Raw genomic sequence first — 20,142 nt, forward strand, 5'->3', positions numbered from 1 at the left:
CCGTTCGGCCATCACCGGAAGCGGTATCTGAAGCGCCCAGTCCGACGCTCACGTGTGCCGCAAACTGCTCGCGGCACACGCAGCCATAGCGGCCTTTAGCGCTCCGGTCACTTCCTTGACCGCCGGCGCCCAATCCCCCAGCACCGCCTGCCGGAACAACCTCATCCCCGGATACCACGGCGAGTCTCGGCGTGCTTCCAGCCAGCGCCAGTCCGAATTGGCGGGCAACATCAACCACACCGGTTTGCCCAACGCGCCCGCCAGATGCGCGACGCCGGTGTCCACGGCGATCACCAGGTCGAGATTCATGATCAACGCGGCCGTGTCTTCGAAACTGTTCAATTCGGCGGTGAAATCGTGGGCACGGAAAGCCGGCGGCGCGTCGGCCAGTTGCGCATGCGCCGGGCCTTTCTGCAGCGCGTACCAGGCGACGTTGTCCGACTCGCCAAGCGCGCACAGGTCGGTTAGCGTCATCGAACGATAGCGGTCGTTGCCGAATGTAGGACTGCCGGCCCAGACGAGGCCCACCTTGCGCTTCGATTTGTCGGCCGCGCCGAGCCGTTTGCGCCATGCCTTCATCTTCGCTTTATCCGCGAACAGGTAGGGCACGTCTGCGGGAATGTCGGAGAGATCCATGCCGATGCACGACGGCACGCTCATCATCGGTACCCAGAAATCGTATTCGCCGCCGGGCTTGCCGCTGAATGCGCGACGCACGCCCGCGATCCGTTCGACCAAAGGTAGCAGCGGCTCGCGCACGCACAGGTCGACCGTCGCGCCGCGTTGGGCGAGCACGCTTGCAAAGCGCAGGAACTGGAAGTGGTCGCCGAAACCCTGCTCGCCGACCAGCAGCAGACGACGTCCTTCGAGCGGCTCGCCATGCCATTCGGCCACGCCCGGCACCGCGATTGCGTCATAGTCGCTCTTGCGCCAGCGCAGCGCGAATTCAGCCCAGCCTTGCCGATAGTCGCCGCGCTTGAGCAACAGCCACGCGAGATTCTGATGCGCGTCGGCGTAGTGCGGATCGAGTGCGAGCGCCCGGCGATAGAAACCTTCCTCTTCGTCCAGCCGGCCTTGCGCACCGAGCGATCCGCCCAGACACACGAGGTGAGTCGGAATCGGTTTGAGTGCGACCGCATGCCGGTAATGCGCTTCGGCGCCCGCGTAGTCGCCGAGCTTACCGATCAGGCTGCCCAGATTGACGTGCGCCTCCGCATAATTCGCGCGCAGCGCCAGCGCCCGCTCGAAGCTGGCGATCGCCGCGTCCTGGTCGCCACGCGCTTTATGTGCATTGCCCGCGTTGAAGTGCGCTTCTGCCGATGTCGGATCGAGCGACAAGACCCCGCGATAGCACGCCAGGGCTTCGTCGAAACGCGCGAGTTTGCTGAGCGCCGTGCCGAGATTCAAATGCGCGTCGAGCAGCGCGGGGTTCGAGGCCAGCGCCAACCGGTACTGTTCGATCGCTTCGTCCAGGTCTCCGTGCGCTTGCAGTGCGACGCCGAAGTTGTTGTGCGCGTCGGCGAAATCAGGTTGGAGTTGCAGCGCCTGGTCGTAGCAGATCATCGCTTCGTCGAGATGGCCGAGCGCGGCGGCCACGAGTCCTCGGTTGCTCCAGCAGGCGGCATCGTGACGGTCGAGTTTGAGCGCGCGGCTCATCAGGCTGGCGGCGGCGTCGTGATCACCGCGCTGGTATTGCAGCACGCCGAAGTAGTGCAGCGCTCCCGTATGGACGGGATCGAGCACGAGGGCTTCGCGATAGAGGGATTCGGCGGCGTCGAGTCGGTTGGCCTGATGCGCTTCGAGCGCGGCGTCGACCAATGAGGCGAGGTAAGCAGCGTGCGGCGGTTGGTTGTGCGCGCGATCAGACTGGGATTGATGTTCCATGGAATCTGCGGGAGAGCGTCGGCGGCGCGCGCTGCGCGTACCGGCGCGTGTGGATGGGAGACCGTCCAGCATCGTATGGTCGCCCCCCATTTCCCGACGATCGGACGCATCCTAATTCGGTTGCATCCGTGCCGTGCAGTGAGTCCATTTCATCGACGTATCGCGGAGATATCCTGCGATACGTCGGTGTTTCTTCACATCAACGGTAAGAGTCCTACAGAAACATCAGGAAATTCAACAGCAAGATATTCACGATGAGCAAGGTCAGCGCGGTCGGTATCTGCACCTTGATCACCGCGTTCTTGTCCGGCAATTCCAGCAGCGCGGCCGGCACCATGTTGAAGTTCGCGGCCATCGGCGTCATCAGCGTGCCGCAGTAGCCGGAGAACATGCCGATCGCGACCATCACCGCCGGGTTGCCGTGAAACACGCCCACCAGAATCGGCACGCCGACACCGCCGGTCATCACCGGGAACGCGGCGAAGCCGTTGCCCATCACCATGGTGAAGAGCGCCATGCCGATGCAGTACACGGCCACCGCGATGAAGCGATAGTCGAGGCTGATGTAGGCCGTCGTCACGTGTGCGACGGCCTTGCCGACGCCTGCGTCCGAGAACACGAGGCCGAGCATGCCGAGCATCTGCGGCAGCACGGCGGCCCATGACAGCGCGTCGACCAACCGGCGCGTTTCCTTCATCGACTGGCCGACGGTGTCGCGCGTCATCACGCAGGCAATCGCGAGCGCGATCACGCAGCCGATGCCGAAACCGATCAGTGTGACGTTGGCCTTCTCGATCAGCGGCATGCCGCCGAACACCAGATGGCTCGCCGACAGCGTGATGATCACGGTGACGACCGGAATCGTCAGCGCGGGCACGAACAGCTTGTTACGCAGACGCGCGGCGCTTGCCTTACGCGCTTCGAGCGACAGCACTTTCGGCTTGCCCGCGGTCACGCCGCCGAAGCCGGCAATCAGCGCCATCACGATCACGAGCACACCGACCACGGCGGGCGGCAGCTTGTCGCCGATCAGGAAGATCAGCGCGTAAAGAATCCAGAAACCGCCGGCGGTAAAACGGCGCGGGTGATCCTTGTCCGTGACGATCATGCCGCCGACAACCAGCAGCACCACGCCCAGCAGCCAGAAGAGATAGGTGATCGAGAGCGTCATGCTTTGTCTCCTGCGGCGGATTGCGTCGACGAACCAGCGACGTTGCTCGCCGGGGCATTGCCGCGCAGTTCGCGCTCGAGCTTGCGGTCGAGCAGATACAGACGGAAACCGTGAATGATGAACGCGCAGATGGCGGTCGGAATGCCCCATACGGCCACGTGAATCGGCTCGACGATGATCCCCGCTTCCTTCAGGAAGGTGGTCATCAGCACGATCGCGCCGAACGCGACGAAGATGTCCTCGCCGAAGAAGAGACCCACGTTGTCGGTCGCCGCGGAGAACGCGCGCAGTTTGAAACGCACCGCGTCGCTGATCTTGCCGAAGCGGGTTTCGGTCGCGCCTTCGGCCATCGGCGCGATCAGCGGACGCACCATCTGCGGATGGCCGCCGAGTCCGGTCAAACCGACCGCCGCGGTCAGTTCGCGCACCAGCAGATAGACGATCAGGAGACGCCCGGCGGTGGCGGCCTTGATGCCGCCGATCCATGTTTGCGCGCGCTCACGCAGGCCATGCCGTTCGAGCAAACCGATCACGGCGAGCGGCAGGAGAATGATCAACGGGATATTGCGGGTCTTGATGAAACCGGTGCCGATCTCGGCAAGAATCTTTTCAGGCGGGAAGTGCGCGGCCAGGCCGGTGATAATCGCGGCGACCGCCACGATCAGCATCGGATTGAACCGTAATAAAAAGCCGACGATGATGACGGCCACGCCAATGAGCGGCCATAGACTAACTGTTGTCTGCATCTGGATCTCCAAACAGGGTTTCAACCTCGCCGCTTGTGACGGCTAACGTGGGCCGGCGCCGGGTGGTCCAGACGCCGTCTTGCTGCCGCGGCTCTTGATGGCCGCGTTTGCTTCGAACTACACCTGCACCCGCTGATCGACTGCGGGTACTGCAATGCGTCGTGTACCTGGCAAACGCCCCGCGTGGAGCGGGGCGTTGCAAGGAGCACCAGGTTTGAATCGCGCTGTCCGGCTCGCGGTTCGGCCGGCGCTTCAGGCGCGGGCGGCGCCGGCCGCGTGGACTTCGATGCCCGCTTCCTGCAGCGCGCCGCGAATGCGTCGCGCGAACGCCAGCGCATGCGGACCGTCGCCATGCAGGCAGATGGTCTGCGCGTTCAGCGACACCCATTGACCGTCCACAGCCTGCACGCGTTGCTCGCGAACCATTGCGAGCGTGCGCGTCAGCACTTCGTCTTCGTCGTCGAGCAGCGCGCCGGGTTCTTTGCGCGGCACCAGCGAGCCGTCCGCGCGATAGCCGCGATCGGCGAAGACTTCTTCGACGGCAACCAGACCCGCGTTGCGCGCGGCCGTCACGAGACCGCTGTTGGCGAGCGCGAACACCGCCACCGACGGATCGAAATCGTGCACCGCCGAGACGATCGCGTCGGCGATCTTGTTGTCGCGCGCGGCCTGGTTGTACAACGCGCCGTGCGGCTTGACGTGCGCGATGCGCCCGCCTTCGGCCTGGGCAATCGCCGACAGCGCGCCGAGTTGATACAGGACGCCCGCATAGATGTCGTTGGCCGGCAGATCCATTTCCTTGCGACCGAAATTCTCCGGATCATTGAAGCTCGGATGCGCGCCGATCGACACGCCTTTCTGCACCGCCCAGCGCACACAATCGCGCATCGCGTTGGCGCCGCCCGCGTGCCAGCCGCACGCGATGTTCGCCGAGCTGACCAGGTCGAGCAGTGCCTCGTCGGACCCGCAACCTTCGCCGAGATCGGCGTTCAAATCGATTTCCATGGTGTTCCTCTGCTCTTCAAGAAAACGCCGGGCCGCCCCAAGTTTTCTTGGGGCCCCCTTGCGGGGCTGGCGCGAAGCGCCAGGTTGGGGGCGCTCGTCGTTACAGTGTTGCGACGGCCGCTTGCCGCGCCCAGCGTTCTTCGTGCATCGCGATCGCGGCGTCGATCTGCCGCAAATACGTACGTTCTTCCAATAAGGCCTGACGCGCCTCGTAAGGCGTCGTCGGGATGAAGCGGACGGCGGCGTTCAGGCGCACCTGCGCGAGCTTCCACAGATCGGCCTGAATCACCGCGCCGATCTTCGGATAGCCACCGGTGGTTTGCGCGTCGCTCATCAGCACGATCGGCTGGCCGTTCGGCGGCACCTGAATCGTGCCGGGCAGCACCGCGTGCGAAAGCAGATCCGTTTTCCGGGTCCGCTTGAGCTCGTTGCCCGCGAGGCGGTAGCCCATGCGGTTGCTGTTCGGCGTGACGAGCCATTCATCGGACCAGAACGACTCGTGGGCTTCATCGGTGAAGCTTTCGTATTCCGGTCCGCGCAGCACGCGGATCGGCACGGCCCACGGCACGCCCGACGGATGACGGCCGCGCCGCAGCGGCTCGTGAACCAGCACGAACTTGCACCAGGCGGGCGCCTTCACGCCGAACTCCGGCGCCTCCGGCGTAAAGCCGAGATGGCCGTGCTGCGACGGCGCGCCGACCGGCAGGCGGTCGCCGTCGCGTAGCGCGCGCCCGCCGAGTCCGCCGAAATGACCGGCGAGATCGGTGCTGCGCGAGCCGAGCATCGGTAAGACGTCGACGCCGCCCGCCACGCACACGTAGCCGCGCATGCCGCGCTTGGCCGCATTGAGCACCAGTTCCTGGCCGGCCTGCACCGGCAGGCTCCACCACGAGTAGACCGGCTTGCCGTCGAGCGTCGCGCCGAATTCGGTGCCCGTAATAGCGACCCGCGTGGCGCGCAGAAAGCGCAGCACGGTCGGGCCGAAGGTGATTTCCAGACCCGCCGCGTCGGGCCGGTTGCCGACCAGCCGGTTGCCGACTTCGAGCGACAGACGATCGAGCGCGCCACCCATCGCGACGCCGAGATGCCGGTAGCCGTGACGGCCGAGATCCTGAATCGTGGTCAAGAGACCCGCGCGAATCACATCGATCATGCGTGTATCCCCGCGATGGTGAAGCGCACCCGGTCGCCCGGCTGCAGCAGCGTGGGCGGGCGGCGCGCCGGGTCGAACAGCGGCAGCTCGGTGCGGCCGATCAACTGCCAGCCGCCGGGCGAAGTGGCCGGATAAATGCCGGTCTGTTCGCCGCCGATGCCGACGGACCCCGCCGGCACTTCCAGCCGCGGCGATGAGCGGCGCGGCGTGTGCAGCGCGGCTTCGAGCCCGCCCATATAGGCGAAGCCCGGCTGGAAGCCGAGAAAGAACACGACATACTCGCCCCGCGAATGACGTTCGACGACTTCGCGCACGCTCAAGCCCGTGTGATTGGCGACCGCTTGCAGATCGGGGCCGAACTCGCCGCCGTACTGCACCGGAATCTCGACTTCACGGCCCGGCGCGGGCGCATCGCTCACCGCATTCCAAGCCGTCTGCAGGCGGCTCACCAGCGCGTCGCGGTCGGCCTCGAGCGGATCGAAGACGAGCGTGAGGTTGTTCATGCCCGGCACCACCTCCAGCACGTGCGGCCAGTCGCGCGCGGCCTCGGCGGCCGCCCACACGCGCTGCTGGCATTCCAGCGTGGCCGGCGGCGGCGCTTCGCAGACTAGCGCGCTATCGCCGAGCGGAAAAATTCTTGGTTGGCTCATGGATTAACAGCCCAGGTCGAGTCGATGGATTCGGGCACAGCACACCCTTTGAACGGTTAACGGCATCGGGCGGGCGACGGTTGAAGCGTACATTATCAATAAAATATCAACAATTTCTCAATAAGAGTTTGTGCCAGGCTCCCTGGGATCGAACGCGCGTCGTACACTCCCGACACCTTCCCAACCTGTCTGTCGAGAATCGTCACCATGTCGCGCCATCCCACCAAGATCGTCTCCTCGGAACATCTCGTGTCCGAGACCAGCGCGGAACTGTCCGAACTCGAGTACGCGCTCATCATGGCGGGCAATGCATTCAACCGATGGATGGTGCGCTGCATGTCGGCGGCAGGCGAAAAGGACATGACCGCCATCGAAGTCTCGCTGCTGCATCACGTCAGCCATCGCGAGCGACGCAAGAAGCTGGCGGACATCTGCTTCGTGTTGAACATTGAAGACACGCACGTCGCCACCTACGCGTTGAAGAAGCTCGTAGCTAGAGGGTATGTAAAAAGCGAAAAGACCGGCAAGGAAGTGTTCTTCTCGGCGACCGATTCGGGCCGCGAACTCTGTCTGAAGTATCGCGAGGTGCGCGAGAGCTGTCTGATTTCGACGTTGAAGGAAAGCGGCCTGACCAACGAGCAGATCGGCGAAGCGGCGCAGTTGATGCGCAACGCGTCAGGTCTTTACGACACGGCTGCGCGGGCGGCAGCGTCTTTATAACGCAGGACTGTTTGTTTTGCAGCGGCGCGGCGCGCCGAGGCTAAAAGCGCGGCGCGCGCCAAACGCTCAATCCGCCGGGCGCGGGTAGAGCGCCGCCTCGGTGACGATCAGGTCGAGCGGAATGTCGTGGGCTTCGCGTATCAATGCCGGTGCGCGGCACGCTTCATAGGCGATGCCGACGGTGATCGGCTTGGCCGCACTCGGCCACGCAGCCAGCGTGCGATCGTAATAGCCGCCGCCGTAACCGAGCCGGTACCCGTGAGCGTCGAAACCCACGCACGGCACGAACAGCAGTTGGGGAATCACAACGCGCCCGGACGTCGGCTCGGCGATCTCATGATGGCCGATCTTCATCGGCATTGCGGGCGTCCATGCATGAAATTCGAGGGGCACGCCGCGCTCCTTGACCACCGGCAGACTCGCCTCGCGTTGCGCGCTTGCCGCTAGCCAGACTGAGATGGCGGCGCGCGCGTCGAATTCACCGGCGAGCGGCCAGTAGAATCCCACGCTATTCACACCGTACTGCTTTAACGCATCCAGCAGGTGCCGTGCGAGCGCGGTATTGTGCGCGGGCTCAGAAGCGGCTTGTAGCCTTGCTTCCAATAGCATTTTACGCAGCGCCTTTTTCGATTCCGCTGCAGGGTTGCATGCTATGCTTGGGTTCAATTCGCGCTCCAGAAACAACGATGTCAAAACGCCTTTACCGAGTATATCGCGCGGCCGGTCTGGCGCTTGCCGCTGCGGCACTCGTCGCGTGCAGCACGGCCTCCGCCGTCAAGCCCCTCCCCCTTTCGCAACTCACGAACGACGACCAGATCTTCGTCCAATTGCGCGAGGCCGCCCGCAATAACGACGCGGCGCGCGCAGCGCAGCTGGCCAGCATGATCCCGAGCTATCCGGCGCCTTCGTATCTGGAGTACTTCCAGATCAAGCCGCAATTGTTCGATTCGAGCGGCCACGCGCGGATCGACGCGCCGGACGCGCCGGTGCTGTCGTTTCTGCAAAAGTACGACGGCCAGGCGATCGCCGACCGCATGCGCAACGACTACCTCACGGTGCTCGGCGCGCGTCACGACTGGCGCAACTTCGATCAGCAATACGCCCGTTTCGTGCTGAACGACGACACGCAGGTGAAGTGCTACGCGCTCGAATCGCGCGCCTCGCGCGGCGAAAACGTCGCGGATGCGGCGCGCGCGCTGCTCGTCGATCCGAAGTGGTACGGTGACGGCTGCGTCGATCTGATCAACTCGCTGGCTATCAACCAGCAGTTCAATTCGGCCGACGTATGGCAACAGATCCGCCTCGCCTACGAACAGAACTACACCAACACGGGCGCGAAGCTCGTCGATGCGCTCAGCAACGAGCCGCCCGATCCGGTGCTGTTCAATCAGGCCACCACTACGCCGCCGCTGCTGCTGGCGCGCGGCGTCGGTCCGGATACGCAGTCGCATCAACTGGCGTTGCTGGCCATCACGCGCATGGCGCGCAACGATCCGGCCATGGCCGCGGCCACGTTTGCCTCGGTGGCGCCGTCGCTGAGCTCGCCCGAGCGCGCCATCGGCTGGGGCACGATTGCCTATCAGGCCGCCGCCAAGCAGATGCCGAGCGCGGTGGACTGGTATCGCCTGTCGGTGAATGCGCCGCTGTCGAACCCCGCGTATGAATGGCGCACCCGCACCGCCTTGCTCGCGGGCGACTGGACGATGGTGCGCTGGTCGATCGAACAGATGCCCGCTGCGCTGCGCAATCAGCCGTCGTGGGTGTATTGGCATGCCCGTGCGCTCAAGCAGGCCGGCGACACGACCACGGCCAATCAGGAATTCGAGTCGATTTCGCAGGGCTTCAACTTCTACGGCCAGTTAGCCGCGGAAGAACTGGGCCAGAAGATCACGGTTCCGCCGAAAACCACGGTGAGCGACGCCGAGGTGCAACAGGCCGGCAACACGCCCGGCTTCGATCTGGCGCAGCGCTTCTACGCGCTGAATCTGCGGCTCGAAGGCAATCGCGAATGGAACTGGCCGCTGCGTACCATGAGCGACCGCCAACTGATCGCGGCCGCCGAATACGCGCGCCGTATCGAGCTGTATGACCGCACCGTCAACACGGCGGATCGCACGAAGAGCGAGCATGATTTCTCGCTGCGTTATCTGTCGCCGTTCAAGGATATCGTCGAGCGCGATTCGCAGTCGAATGGACTGGACGTGGAGTGGGCCTATGGCCTGATTCGCCAGGAGTCGCGCTTCATCATGAACGCGCGCTCGGAAGTTGGCGCGAGCGGTTTGATGCAGTTGATGCCGGGCACCGCGCAACTGGTCGCGAAGAAGATCGGCCTGGGTCCGATCTCGCGCGAGCAGATGAACGACATCAACACCAACATCCTGCTCGGCACGAACTACCTGTCGATGATCTACAATCAGTTCGATGGGTCGGCCGTGCTGGCCACCGCGGGCTATAACGCCGGTCCAGGCCGTCCGCGCAACTGGCGGCAGTCCTTGCAGCATCCGGTGGAAGGCGCGATCTTCGCCGAGGCGATTCCGTTCCAGGAAACGCGCGACTACGTTAAGAATGTGTTGTCCAACACGGTCTACTACGCGGCATTGTTCGAAGGCCGTCCGCAATCGCTGAAGGCGCGGCTGGGTTATATCGCGCCGTAAGCGCCGTGCCGCCGCCACCTCGTTCCGAGGCGGCGGCGCGCCACGCCAGCCGTTGCCGCGGCTTCCACCAGGGAGTCGAAAATGCGACATAAAGCCATTGCGATCATCGGCGGCTCAGGTTTTATCGGCAGCCATCTTGTCAACGCCCTCGTCGAAATGGGCAAGGACGTGCGCATCGCCACCCGGCGGCGCTACAACGCCCGCCATCTCACCCTGTTGCCCATCGACGTGATCGAAGCGGACGTGTTCGATCCGGTCCAGCTCGCGCGCTTCGTCGAAGGCGCCGATTGCGTGATCAACCTCGTGGCCACGCTGCACGGCAAACGCGGCACGCCGTATGGCCCGGAGTTCGCGCGGATGCATGTGGAATTGCCGACTAAAGTCGTCGCCGCGTGCGAAGGCAAGGGCGTGCACCGGCTGCTTCATATCAGCGCGCTCGGCGCCGACCCGAACGGCCCGAGCATGTACACGCGCTCAAAGGGCGACGGCGAGAAGGCCGTGCACGCGGCGAATCTGGCGTGGACGATTTTCCGGCCCTCCGTGGTGTTCGGCCCGGAAGATCAATTCCTCAACAAATTCGCCTTCCTGCAACGGATGTTTCCGGTGATTCCGCTCGCCATGCCGGATGCGAAATTCCAGCCGGTGTACGTCGGCGACGTCGCGAAGGCGATCGTCAACGTGCTCGACCTCGATGCCGCCGGCGGCCGCACCTATGAACTGGGCGGCCCGACTGTTTACTCGCTCGAAGATCTCGTCAAGTATTGCGGCGATGTGATCGGCAAGCATGCACGCATCATCCGCTTGCCGGAAGCGTTCGCGCGGCTGCAGGCGCTGACCTTCGAAATGGCACCCGGCGAACCGGTGATCTCGCGCGACAATCTCGATTCGATGAAAGTCGACAACGTGTTGAGCGGACCGCTTGCGCCTGAACTCGGCATCGAGCCGGCCAGTATCGAAACGATCGCGCCGATTTATCTGACCGGCACGTCCACGCGTTCGCGCTTCGACACGTTCCGCGCCAGCGCGGGACGTTAAATTTTCTCTCATTCCTTATACAAAGCATGAAGCTGCTTATTGGTGACAAGAATTACTCATCATGGTCGATGCGGCCGTGGCTGCTATTCAGACACTTCGGCATTCCGTTCGAAGAAGTGCTGATCCACCTGAATCAGCCGGACACCAATGCGAGAGTGCTGGCACTTGCGCCGTCGGGTCCGGGCAAGATCCCATGTTTGGTCAACGACGACGGTTCGGCCACCTGGGATTCGCTGGCGATCGCCGAAACGCTGGCTGAGCGATTTCCTCAACATGCGCTCTGGCCGCGCAACGCGGCCGCGCGCAGCCGCGCGCGCAGCGTGAGCGCGGAAATGCATTCGGGCTTCGGCGAACTGCGTTCGAACATGTGGATGAACATTCGCGCGTCGTTCCCGGGCAAGAACGCGACACCGGGCGCGTTGGCTGATATCGCGCGTATCGAGGCAATCTGGCGCGACTGTCTCGACACCTACGGCGGCCCGTTTTTATTCGGTGAGTTCAGCATTGCCGACGCGATGTACGCGCCGGTCGTGATGCGCTTTAACACGTGGCAGCCGGCGCTGTCGGAAGTATCCCGAGCTTACGTGCGGCGCGTGACGGAACTGCCGGCGGTGAAAGCGTGGATCGACGACTCGCTGAGCGAAACGCACACGGTTCCGTATCAAGACGACTGCCCATGAACATCTACGCAGTAGGCGGCGCGATCCGCGACGAGTTGCTGGGCGTCCCGGTGCAGGACCGTGATTACGTGGTGGTCGGCGCGACGCCGGAGCAGATGGTGGCGCAAGGCTACCGTCCGGTGGGCAAAGATTTTCCGGTGTTCCTGCATCCGCAGACGCACGAGGAATACGCGCTCGCGCGCACGGAGCGCAAGACGGCGGCCGGCTATCACGGCTTCCAGTTCTTCTATGCGCCGGACGTCACGCTCGAAGAAGACCTGGCGCGCCGCGATCTGACCATTAACGCCATGGCGCGCGAGGTGCGTCCGGACGGCGAGTTGACCGGCGCGGTGATCGACCCGTTCAACGGCCAGGGTGATTTGCAGGCGCGTCTGTTTCGCCACGTCAGCGATGCGTTTCTTGAAGACCCCGTGCGGATTCTACGGATCGCGCGGTTTGCGGCGCGCTTTGTCGATTTCACGGTCGCGCCGGAGACATTGACGCTCATGCGCAAGATGGTGGCCGACGGCGAAGTGGACGCGCTGGTGGCCGAACGCGTGTGGCAGGAAGTGTCGCGCGGCTTGATGGAGAAGAAGCCGTCGCGCATGTTCGAGGTGCTGCGGGACTGCGGCGCGTTGGCGCGGATTCTGCCGGAAATCGACGCGCTGTTCGGCGTGCCGCAACGCGCCGACTATCACCCGGAAGTGGACACGGGCGTGCACGTGATGATGGTGGTCGATCATGCCGCGCAGCAGGGCTATGCGTTGCCGGTTCGGTTCGCCGCGCTGGCCCATGACCTCGGCAAGGCGACTACGCCCGAAGACGTGCTGCCGCGGCATATCGGCCACGAGGGCCGCAGCGTGGATCTGCTGAAGCCGTTATGCGAGCGGCTGCGGGTGCCGAACGATTGCCGCGATCTTGCGGTGCTGGTTGCGCGTGAACACGGCAATATTCATCGTGTGATGGAGATGGGGGCCGCGGCGCTGGTGAGGCTGCTTGAACGCAGCGATGCGATCCGCAAACCCGCGCGTTTCGCCGAAGCCTTGCAGGCGTGCGAGGCGGATGCTCGCGGGCGGCTTGGGTTTGAGATGCGGGATTATCCGCAGGCTGAGCGGTTGAGAGTCGCGCTGGTCGCTGCGCGTGGCGTGGATGCCGGTGCTGTGGCTAAGCGGCTTGTCGATGCACCCGCTGGGATCAAGGATGCCGTGCATCAGGAGCGGGTCAGGGCTGTGGAAGCGGCGATCGGCTAAGTCCGTTTTTTGACGTCTTGGGCGGCGGCTTGGAGCCTGCTTCTTTGCCGCTGCCGTCAATGGCAACCTAGAGCAATCTGGCCAGAAGCGAAAGCACCATCGACAACACCAACGTCGACATAAACGGAAACGGGTACTCCCGCCCAAAGATCCGCAAAGTCACATCGCCCGGCAGGCGCCCAATGCCGATCTTCCTAAGCCACGGCCAGCAAGACGACAACACCGCCACCGCGATAAACGTAGTCAACAGCCAGCGGATCATGGCCAATTCCTGAAGCAAAACTTCATAGCGTATGCGACCGGTCGCCACTGGAAAACGCTTGCAGCGTGTCATCCAGTCCGCGCGAAAACGCGATCACCTTGAATAGCTCGCCCATCTCCGCCTCCGACAACAACTTCTGCACCGCATTCGCCGCAGGCAGATATCTCGCCGTGTCCGTAGGATCGATTCGAGATAACGCCTCGGTAATCCCGGCATTCAGCAGAAACCGCGCTTGCGACGTAAAGCCCAGCAAGTCCGCGCCCGTCTCGACGCCGGCTTCGGCGATGCCAGTGAATTCCACGTGCGCCGTGATGTCCTGCAAGCCCGGATAGAGGAAAGGATCGCCGTGCGCCCGGTGCCGGTAGTGGCACATCAACGTGCCTTGCGCACGCTGCGTATGGTAGTACTCGTGGCGCGGAAAGCCATAGTCGATGAAGAAAGCCGCGCCGCGTGCGAGCATCGTGCAGATCGTGCGTGTGAATGCGCTCGCGGCTTCGTGCGTTTCGGTCACGTAGTCTTCGCCGGTGGTTTCGATTTCCGACAGCAGCGCGAGGTCCGCAGCGGCGGACACAGGCCGATCGTCGAAGGCGAACGCGTCGTCGCGCCATACCACGCCGCGCTCGAGCCACGCGCCGCCGGTGAAGGCGAACAAGCGCACCGGCATCGCGTCCAGCACCTCGTTGCCGATTACCACGCCTTCAAAGCGCTCCGGCAAAGCATCCAGCCAGCGCACTTTGGCCGCGAGCGCGGGCGCAGCGGCCTCGATCGTCTCGCGTTGGCGCTCGCGGAGCTCGCCCGACAGATCCACGATCGAATAGCTGTCGAATTCCGCATCCAAAGCGTCGAGCGCGTTGAGCAAGCCGGCGGCGAGTTTGCCCGTGCCGGCGCCGAATTCCATCACGTCGCGCGTGCCGCTCGCCTGCAAGGCTTCCGCAACCGGGCGGGCAAGCGTCGCGGCAAACAGCGGCGACAGTTCCGGAGCGGTGACGAAGTCGCTGCCGTCGTCGCCGCGCAGCCCGAATTTGCGGGCGCCGCCGCTGTAATAGCCGAGCCCCGGCGCATACAGCGCACGTTCCATGTAGCGGTCGAACGGCAGCCAGCCGCCGGCGGCGTCGAGCTCCGTTCGGATCTGCGCGATCAGCGCTTCGGACTGCGCAAGCGCGCTCGGGCCGGGAGCAGGTAAACTATCGGGTTGGTGAGCTTTCGGATTCATCCCCGCATTGTAAATGACCGCCTCTCTGGACACCGCCGCCCCCCGCGCGCCCGAAACGCCGCGCGTCGTGCTGATTACCGGCGCCGCCCGCCGTATCGGGCGGGCGCTCGCGCTCGGCTTTGCCGCGCGTGGCTGGGACGTGGCCGTCCACTACGGCGCCTCGCGGGAAGAGGCCGACGAACTGGTCGCTGAAATCACCGCCTTGGGCCGCCGGGCAGTCGCTTTGCAGGCAGAACTGGGCGACGAGGCCCAGGTCGAGCGGCTTTTGCCGGCTTGTATCGATGCCTTGGGCCGGCCGTCGTGTATCGTCAACAATGCGTCGCGCTTCGAAGAGGACACGGCGCAGACCGTCAGTTACGACTTGCTGCTGAAACTGACCGCGATGAACGTCGGCGCGCCGCTGGTGCTGGCGCGCAGGCTGTTCGAGGCCACGCCGGAAGCCGCGCGCACGGATGAACGCCTGCGCAGCGTCGTCATCAACGTGCTGGATCAGAAGCTGTACAACATGAACCCGGACTATCTGTCGTACACGCTGACCAAGGCGGCGTTGCAGACAGCCACGATCGCGCTGGCGCAGGCATTGGCGCCGAAAGTGCGCGTGGTCGGGCTCGCACCCGGTCTGACGATGCAGTCCGGCGATCAAACGACGGACGGTTTCGCGGCCGCTCACCGTACTACGCCCTTGGGCCGCGCGTCGCGGGCCGAGGATATTGTCGCCGCCGCGCTGTATCTCGCGGATGCAGCGGGCGTCACCGGAACGACGCTGGTGGTCGACGGCGGGCAGCACCTCGTGCCGCTGCCGCGCGACGTTATGTTTTTGACGGGCGCCTGAAGCGCGCGCGGCCAGCCGTCGTAGCGGCGGCCGCCGCGCTGTGAAGCGCCCCTTTGCGTGCTCCGCACGCTTTTTTCGACTGGAACGAACATGTTTGCCGCTCTTTCGCATCCCCGGCTCGCCGATTGCCGCCGGCTTTTTCTGCGCAATTACGAAGTGCACATCAACATCGGCGTGCACGACTTCGAAAAGCGCGGCGAACAGCGCGTCGTGATCAACGTCGAACTGTTCGTGCCGCTCGCGCTGTCCACGCCGGTTCAGGACAAGCTGAACGAAGTGGTCGACTATGACTTCATGCGCTCGACCATTTCGCGACGCGTCGAGCAAGGCCACATCCATTTGCAGGAAACGCTCTGCGACGACCTCGTCAAGACCATGCTCGAGCATCCGCAAGTGCGGGCCGCGCGGGTGTCGACGGAAAAGCCGGACGTTTATCCTGACTGCGACGCGGTGGGCGTCGAAGTCTTCCGCATCAAAGAGGATTGAGCCATGAATGCTCCGGAGATCCTGAACGGCGCCGCAACCGCCGAAGCCGCTGCCGCAACCGAGGCCACGCAAGCCGCCTCGCGCGCCAAGTCGCCGCTCACGCGCCGCGAACAGAAGGAAGCGTACGAGAACAACAAGCTGTTCAAGCGGCTCGCGCGCCAGGTCGGCCAGGCGATCGGCGACTTCAACATGATCGAGGACGGCGACAAGGTCATGGTGTGTCTGTCGGGCGGCAAGGACAGCTACGCGATGCTCGAAATTCTGATGCGGCTGCGCGAGCGTGCGCCGATCAACTTCGATATCGTCGCGGTGAATCTGGACCAGAAGCAGCCCGGTTTTCCCGAGCACGTGCTGCCCGGGTATCTGAAGCAGCTCGACATTCCGTTTCACATCGAGAATCAGGATACGTACAGCATCGTCAAGCGGCTGGTACCGGAAGGCAAGACCACCTGTTCGCTGTGCTCGCGGCTGCGGCGCGGCATTCTTTACCGCGTCGCCGGCGAGCTCGGCGCGACCAAGATCGCGCTCGGCCATCATCGCGACGACATTCTGCAAACGCTGCTGCTGAACATGTTCTACGGCGGCAAGCTGAAGGGCATGCCACCCAAGCTGCAATCCGACGACGGCAAGAATATCGTGATCCGCCCGCTCGCCTACGTGAAGGAAACCGATCTTGAGAAGTACGCCGAGCTGCGCGAATTTCCGATCATTCCGTGCAACTTGTGCGGCAGCCAGCCGAATCTGAAGCGCGCGGAAATGAAGGCGCTGGTTCGCGATTGGGAGAAGCGCTTCCCGGGTCGCATCGAAAACATGTTCAATGCATTGTCGAACGTCGTGCCCTCGCATTTGATGGATCACAAGCTGTTCCCGTTCGCGGGCCTGCGTGCGACCGGCGAGGCCGATTCGCAAGGCGATATCGCCTTCGACGAGGAGCCGTGTTCGACCGATGCCGGCGACGGCGCGATGCCCAGCGCAACAAAATCGATCTCCATCGTCCAGTTCGGCGATCTTTGACGAAAACACTCGCCGTATGGGTGTTTCCGCACATTGCAGTACGCATCAAGGCCGCCACAGCGGCCTTTTTCGCTAGAGGGTGCGTGTTAGAATCGACGCCTCCAAACTCGTCTATTTGCCGTGCCATGAACATTGTGATTTTGGCGGCAGGCACCGGCAAGCGCATGCGGTCCGCGCTGCCCAAGGTGCTTCATCCCCTGGCTGGCCGGCCGCTCCTCGCTCACGTCATCGACACGGCTCGCACGCTCAAACCCACGCATCTCGTGGTGGTGATCGGCCACGGCGCCGAAGCCGTGCGCAAGGCCGTCGCCGCGCCGGACGTGCAGTTCGCCGTGCAGGAACAGCAGCTCGGCACGGGCCACGCGGTGCAGCAGGCGTTGCCGCTGCTCGATCCGTCCGCGCCTACGCTGGTGCTATACGGCGACGTGCCGCTCACGCGCGCCGGCACACTGCAGGCGCTGACCGAGCGTGCGGGGCAGGGCGGCTACGGCGTGCTCACCGTCACGCTCGCGGACCCGAGCGGCTATGGCCGCATCGTGCGTGATGCGCAAGGCAAAGTGGCGCGCATCGTCGAGCAGAAAGACGCGACGCCCGAGCAACTCGAGATCGCCGAGATCAACACCGGCATCATCGTCGCGCCGACCGAGCGTCTGGGCGGCTGGCTTGCCGCGCTGAAGAACGACAATGCACAAGGCGAGTTCTATCTGACCGACGCGGTCGAGATGGCGATCGAAGCAGGCCTTGAAGTCGTCACCACGCAGCCGGACGACGAGTGGGAAACGCTCGGCGTGAACAGCAAGCAGCAGCTTGCCGAACTCGAGCGGATTCATCAGCACAACGTGGCGGATGCGCTGCTGGTCGCGGGCGTGACGCTCGCCGATCCGGCGCGGCTGGATGTGCGTGGCACGCTCGAATGCGGCCGCGATGTGTCGATCGACGTGAATTGCGTGTTCGAAGGCCGCGTGACGCTGGCTGAGAACGTCACCATCGGGCCGAACTGCGTCATCCGCGATGCGAACATCGGCGCCGGTACGCGCGTCGACGCGTTCACGCACATCGAAGGCGCCGAAGTCGGCGCGAATGTCGTGCTCGGACCGTATGCGCGGTTGCGTCCCGGCGCGTCGCTGCACGACGAGTCGCATGTCGGCAACTTCGTCGAGGTGAAGAACGCGGTGCTCGGCCACGGTTCGAAAGCGAATCACCTCACGTATATCGGCGACGCGGATATCGGCGCGCGCGTGAACATCGGCGCGGGCACCATCACGTGCAACTACGACGGCGCGAACAAATTCCGCACGATCATCGAAGACGACGTTTTCGTCGGTTCGGATACGCAACTGGTTGCGCCGGTGCGCGTGAAGCGCGGCGTGACGATCGCGGCGGGCACCACGGTCTGGAAGGACGTTGAGGCCGACGCGCTGGTCCTGAACGACAAGACGCAAACGAGCAAAACGGGCTACGTGCGCCCGACCAAGAAAAAGAGCTGATGGTCATGACGCGCGCTCAACGCGCGCTCCCTGAAACGCAGCACTAGCACTGAAAAGGAATGAGCCATGTGTGGCATTGTCGGCGCGGTAGCGCAACGTAATATCGTTCCCGTCCTCATCGAAGGACTGCGTCGCCTCGAGTATCGCGGCTACGATTCGTGCGGCGTGGCCGTGCTTGGCGCAGACGGTCCGCGCCGCGCGCGCAGCGTGGCGCGGGTGGCCGATCTCGACGAACAGGTGCGCGAGAGTCATCTCGAAGGCATCACGGGTATCGCCCATACGCGTTGGGCGACGCACGGCGCGCCGGTTACGGACAACGCGCACCCGATCTTCTCGAAAGATGCGCTTGCGTTGGTACACAACGGCATCATCGAGAACTACGAAACGCTGCGCGAAATGTTGCGCGGCAAGGGTTACACGTTCGTCTCGCAGACCGACACAGAGGTTATCGCGCATCTGATTCACAGCCTGTACCACGGCGATCTGTTCGCGGCGGTGCGTGAAGCCGTCGGGCAATTGCACGGCGCGTATGCGATCGCCGTGTTGCATAAGGATCAGCCGCATACGGTGGTCGGCGCGCGGCAGGGTTCGCCGCTGGTGGTCGGGCTCGGCAACGGCGAGAACTTCCTCGCTTCGGACGCGTTGGCGCTCGCGGGCAGCACTGAACGGTTCATCTTCCTCGAAGAAGGCGATGTCTGCGAACTGTCGCTCGAAGGTGTGCGCATTGCCGATCGCGACGGCAATGAAGCGCAGCGCGAAGTGCGCCAAGTGGCGGCGTATGGCGGCGCGGTCGAACTCGGCCCGTATCGCCACTTCATGCAGAAGGAAATCTTCGAGCAGCCGCGCGCGATTACCGACACGATCCCGCAAGCCGATTCGTTCGATGCCTCGCTGTTCGGCGAGGGCGCGGAGAAGGTGTTCGCGGAGATCGACAGCCTGCTGATCCTTGCGTGCGGCACCAGCTACTACTCGGGGCTGACCGCGAAGTACTGGCTCGAATCGATCGCCAAGATTCCGACTCAGGTGGAAATCGCCAGCGAGTATCGCTACCGTGAGTCGGTGCCGAACCCGAAGTCGCTGGTAGTGGTGATCTCGCAGTCGGGCGAAACGGCGGACACGCTCGCGGCGCTCAAGCACGCGCAGGAACTCGGCCACAAACATACGCTGGCGGTCTGCAACGTCGGTACGAGCGCGATGGTGCGTCAGACGGAGTTCTCGTTCCTGACGCACGCGGGCCGCGAGATCGGCGTGGCGTCGACCAAGGCGTTCACGACGCAACTGGTTGCGCTATTCGTGCTGGCGGCGACGCTGGGCAAGATGCGCGGCCGTGTGAGTGAACAGCAGGAAGCGGTGTACCTGAAGCAACTGCGCCACTTGCCGGCGGCATTGAATAGCGTGCTGGCGCTGGAGCCGCAGATCATCGCGTGGTCGGAAGAGTTTTCGCGCAAGGAACATGCCCTGTTCCTCGGGCGTGGCTTGCACTACCCGATCGCACTCGAAGGCGCGCTGAAGCTCAAGGAGATTTCGTATATTCACGCCGAGGCTTATCCGGCTGGCGAGTTGAAGCATGGGCCGCTCGCGCTTGTGACGGAGGCGATGCCGGTGGTGACGGTGGCGCCGAACGACGCGCTGCTGGAAAAGCTGAAGTCGAATATTCAGGAAGTGCGCGCGCGCGGCGGTGAGCTGTATGTGTTCGCCGATGCGGATACGAAGATCGTTAACGACGAAGGTTTGCATGTGATCCGGATGCCGGAGCACTACGGATTGTTGTCGCCGATCTTGCATGTGGTGCCGCTGCAGTTGCTGGCGTATCACACGGCGTGTGCGCGGGGTACGGATGTGGACAAGCCGCGGAATCTGGCGAAGTCGGTGACAGTGGAGTGAGGTAGCTGTTGCTTGCTCTATTGCTGGAAAAAAGCCA

19 protein-coding genes are annotated in these 20,142 nt (G+C 63.9%); 10 read left to right on the forward strand and 9 right to left on the reverse strand.

Annotated features, from left to right (window positions below):
• Positions 1-48: 48 nt before the first annotated feature.
• The 6 genes from P0D80_RS17430 to pxpB form a co-directional block, all read right to left on the reverse strand.
• A complete protein-coding gene (locus tag P0D80_RS17430) occupies positions 49-1,884 on the reverse strand; it encodes a tetratricopeptide repeat protein (protein WP_408285650.1) in 1,836 nt (611 codons plus the stop codon).
• A gap of 214 nt (positions 1,885-2,098) precedes the next feature.
• Positions 2,099-3,055 carry a DUF979 domain-containing protein gene (locus P0D80_RS17435; RefSeq protein WP_408176455.1) on the reverse strand — a complete coding sequence of 319 codons (957 nt, stop codon included), beginning with the start codon at positions 3,053-3,055 and terminating at the stop codon, positions 2,099-2,101.
• Positions 3,052-3,801 (reverse strand): DUF969 domain-containing protein, encoded by a 750-nt coding sequence (locus P0D80_RS17440; RefSeq protein ID WP_132376639.1) that lies wholly within the window; start codon positions 3,799-3,801, stop codon positions 3,052-3,054. The genes P0D80_RS17435 and P0D80_RS17440 overlap by 4 nt, the downstream gene beginning before the upstream one ends.
• 252 nt (positions 3,802-4,053) lie before the next feature.
• Positions 4,054-4,806 (reverse strand): 5-oxoprolinase subunit PxpA, encoded by a 753-nt coding sequence (pxpA, locus tag P0D80_RS17445; protein WP_408176456.1) that lies wholly within the window; start codon positions 4,804-4,806, stop codon positions 4,054-4,056.
• A 100-nt stretch (positions 4,807-4,906) separates the two neighbouring features.
• The gene (locus P0D80_RS17450) at positions 4,907-5,959 is read right to left on the reverse strand and encodes a 5-oxoprolinase subunit C family protein (RefSeq protein ID WP_408285654.1); all 1,053 of its coding nucleotides are present in this window, start codon (positions 5,957-5,959) and stop codon (positions 4,907-4,909) included.
• Positions 5,956-6,609, reverse strand: coding sequence for a 5-oxoprolinase subunit PxpB (gene pxpB, locus P0D80_RS17455; protein ID WP_408285657.1), 654 nt, complete (start codon positions 6,607-6,609; stop codon positions 5,956-5,958). The genes P0D80_RS17450 and pxpB overlap by 4 nt, the downstream gene beginning before the upstream one ends.
• A gap of 207 nt (positions 6,610-6,816) precedes the next feature.
• Between pxpB and P0D80_RS17460 the strand changes: the two genes are divergently transcribed.
• A complete protein-coding gene (locus tag P0D80_RS17460; protein WP_132376643.1) occupies positions 6,817-7,329 on the forward strand; it encodes a winged helix DNA-binding protein in 513 nt (170 codons plus the stop codon).
• Positions 7,330-7,395: 66 nt separating this feature from the next.
• Here P0D80_RS17460 and P0D80_RS17465 read toward each other — a convergent pair whose 3' ends face one another.
• Positions 7,396-7,938 carry a 5-formyltetrahydrofolate cyclo-ligase gene (locus tag P0D80_RS17465; protein WP_243658237.1) on the reverse strand — a complete coding sequence of 181 codons (543 nt, stop codon included), beginning with the start codon at positions 7,936-7,938 and terminating at the stop codon, positions 7,396-7,398.
• Between the two features lie 77 nt (positions 7,939-8,015).
• On the opposite strand from P0D80_RS17465, the gene P0D80_RS17470 reads away from it, so the two are divergent.
• The 4 genes from P0D80_RS17470 to P0D80_RS17485 all read left to right on the forward strand — a co-directional run bounded on the left by P0D80_RS17470 (position 8,016) and on the right by P0D80_RS17485 (position 12,927).
• A complete protein-coding gene (locus tag P0D80_RS17470) occupies positions 8,016-9,983 on the forward strand; it encodes a lytic transglycosylase domain-containing protein (protein ID WP_408176461.1) in 1,968 nt (655 codons plus the stop codon).
• Positions 9,984-10,064: 81 nt separating this feature from the next.
• Positions 10,065-11,018, forward strand: coding sequence for a complex I NDUFA9 subunit family protein (locus P0D80_RS17475; protein ID WP_408285666.1), 954 nt, complete (start codon positions 10,065-10,067; stop codon positions 11,016-11,018).
• 26 nt (positions 11,019-11,044) lie between these two features.
• The gene (locus tag P0D80_RS17480) at positions 11,045-11,698 is read left to right on the forward strand and encodes a glutathione S-transferase family protein (RefSeq protein ID WP_408285669.1); all 654 of its coding nucleotides are present in this window, start codon (positions 11,045-11,047) and stop codon (positions 11,696-11,698) included.
• Complete coding sequence (locus P0D80_RS17485; RefSeq protein WP_408285671.1) at positions 11,695-12,927, forward strand: multifunctional CCA addition/repair protein; 1,233 nt, start codon at positions 11,695-11,697, stop codon at positions 12,925-12,927. The genes P0D80_RS17480 and P0D80_RS17485 overlap by 4 nt, the downstream gene beginning before the upstream one ends.
• Positions 12,928-12,994: 67 nt before the next feature.
• Here P0D80_RS17485 and P0D80_RS17490 read toward each other — a convergent pair whose 3' ends face one another.
• On the reverse strand, positions 12,995-13,189 hold the full coding sequence (locus P0D80_RS17490; protein WP_132376648.1) for a DUF2905 domain-containing protein: 195 nt from the start codon (positions 13,187-13,189) through the stop codon (positions 12,995-12,997).
• Between the two features lie 22 nt (positions 13,190-13,211).
• Positions 13,212-14,402 carry a class I SAM-dependent methyltransferase gene (locus P0D80_RS17495; RefSeq protein WP_408285672.1) on the reverse strand — a complete coding sequence of 397 codons (1,191 nt, stop codon included), beginning with the start codon at positions 14,400-14,402 and terminating at the stop codon, positions 13,212-13,214.
• A gap of 13 nt (positions 14,403-14,415) precedes the next feature.
• Between P0D80_RS17495 and P0D80_RS17500 the strand changes: the two genes are divergently transcribed.
• The 5 genes from P0D80_RS17500 (at position 14,416) to glmS (ending at position 20,105) form a co-directional block, all read left to right on the forward strand.
• Positions 14,416-15,234 (forward strand): SDR family oxidoreductase, encoded by an 819-nt coding sequence (locus P0D80_RS17500; RefSeq protein ID WP_408285674.1) that lies wholly within the window; start codon positions 14,416-14,418, stop codon positions 15,232-15,234.
• A 90-nt stretch (positions 15,235-15,324) separates the two neighbouring features.
• Positions 15,325-15,720, forward strand: a complete 396-nt coding sequence (locus tag P0D80_RS17505) for a dihydroneopterin aldolase (protein WP_012434647.1) — start codon at positions 15,325-15,327, stop codon at positions 15,718-15,720.
• 3 nt (positions 15,721-15,723) lie between these two features.
• A complete protein-coding gene (gene ttcA / locus P0D80_RS17510) occupies positions 15,724-16,734 on the forward strand; it encodes a tRNA 2-thiocytidine(32) synthetase TtcA (protein ID WP_408285676.1) in 1,011 nt (336 codons plus the stop codon).
• 125 nt (positions 16,735-16,859) lie between these two features.
• A complete protein-coding gene (gene glmU / locus P0D80_RS17515) occupies positions 16,860-18,221 on the forward strand; it encodes a bifunctional UDP-N-acetylglucosamine diphosphorylase/glucosamine-1-phosphate N-acetyltransferase GlmU (RefSeq protein WP_408285678.1) in 1,362 nt (453 codons plus the stop codon).
• A 66-nt stretch (positions 18,222-18,287) separates the two neighbouring features.
• Positions 18,288-20,105, forward strand: coding sequence for a glutamine--fructose-6-phosphate transaminase (isomerizing) (glmS, locus tag P0D80_RS17520; protein ID WP_132376653.1), 1,818 nt, complete (start codon positions 18,288-18,290; stop codon positions 20,103-20,105).
• The last annotated feature ends 37 nt before the right edge of the window (positions 20,106-20,142 follow it).

The sequence above is a fragment of the Paraburkholderia sp. RL17-373-BIF-A genome, assembly GCF_046030175.1.
Lineage (GTDB): Bacteria > Pseudomonadota > Gammaproteobacteria > Burkholderiales > Burkholderiaceae > Paraburkholderia.

What these genes read in the sequence shown, in the direction of transcription:
- P0D80_RS17505 (WP_012434647.1), top strand. Translation starts at nt 15,325, where the DNA reads ATGTTTGCCGCTCTTTCGCATCCCCGGCTCGCCGATTGCCGCCGGCTT.
- P0D80_RS17460 (WP_132376643.1), top strand. Translation starts at nt 6,817, where the DNA reads ATGTCGCGCCATCCCACCAAGATCGTCTCCTCGGAACATCTCGTGTCC.
- glmU (WP_408285678.1), top strand. Translation starts at nt 16,860, where the DNA reads ATGAACATTGTGATTTTGGCGGCAGGCACCGGCAAGCGCATGCGGTCC.
- glmS (WP_132376653.1), top strand. Translation starts at nt 18,288, where the DNA reads ATGTGTGGCATTGTCGGCGCGGTAGCGCAACGTAATATCGTTCCCGTC.
- P0D80_RS17485 (WP_408285671.1), top strand. Translation starts at nt 11,695, where the DNA reads ATGAACATCTACGCAGTAGGCGGCGCGATCCGCGACGAGTTGCTGGGC.
- P0D80_RS17465 (WP_243658237.1), bottom strand. Translation starts at nt 7,938, where the DNA reads ATGCTATTGGAAGCAAGGCTACAAGCCGCTTCTGAGCCCGCGCACAAT.
- pxpA (WP_408176456.1), bottom strand. Translation starts at nt 4,806, where the DNA reads ATGGAAATCGATTTGAACGCCGATCTCGGCGAAGGTTGCGGGTCCGAC.
- P0D80_RS17470 (WP_408176461.1), top strand. Translation starts at nt 8,016, where the DNA reads ATGTCAAAACGCCTTTACCGAGTATATCGCGCGGCCGGTCTGGCGCTT.
- P0D80_RS17450 (WP_408285654.1), bottom strand. Translation starts at nt 5,959, where the DNA reads ATGATCGATGTGATTCGCGCGGGTCTCTTGACCACGATTCAGGATCTC.
- P0D80_RS17475 (WP_408285666.1), top strand. Translation starts at nt 10,065, where the DNA reads ATGCGACATAAAGCCATTGCGATCATCGGCGGCTCAGGTTTTATCGGC.
- P0D80_RS17495 (WP_408285672.1), bottom strand. Translation starts at nt 14,402, where the DNA reads ATGAATCCGAAAGCTCACCAACCCGATAGTTTACCTGCTCCCGGCCCG.
- ttcA (WP_408285676.1), top strand. Translation starts at nt 15,724, where the DNA reads ATGAATGCTCCGGAGATCCTGAACGGCGCCGCAACCGCCGAAGCCGCT.
- P0D80_RS17500 (WP_408285674.1), top strand. Translation starts at nt 14,416, where the DNA reads ATGACCGCCTCTCTGGACACCGCCGCCCCCCGCGCGCCCGAAACGCCG.
- P0D80_RS17440 (WP_132376639.1), bottom strand. Translation starts at nt 3,801, where the DNA reads ATGCAGACAACAGTTAGTCTATGGCCGCTCATTGGCGTGGCCGTCATC.
- pxpB (WP_408285657.1), bottom strand. Translation starts at nt 6,609, where the DNA reads ATGAGCCAACCAAGAATTTTTCCGCTCGGCGATAGCGCGCTAGTCTGC.
- P0D80_RS17480 (WP_408285669.1), top strand. Translation starts at nt 11,045, where the DNA reads ATGAAGCTGCTTATTGGTGACAAGAATTACTCATCATGGTCGATGCGG.
- P0D80_RS17430 (WP_408285650.1), bottom strand. Translation starts at nt 1,884, where the DNA reads ATGGAACATCAATCCCAGTCTGATCGCGCGCACAACCAACCGCCGCAC.
- P0D80_RS17435 (WP_408176455.1), bottom strand. Translation starts at nt 3,055, where the DNA reads ATGACGCTCTCGATCACCTATCTCTTCTGGCTGCTGGGCGTGGTGCTG.
- P0D80_RS17490 (WP_132376648.1), bottom strand. Translation starts at nt 13,189, where the DNA reads ATGATCCGCTGGCTGTTGACTACGTTTATCGCGGTGGCGGTGTTGTCG.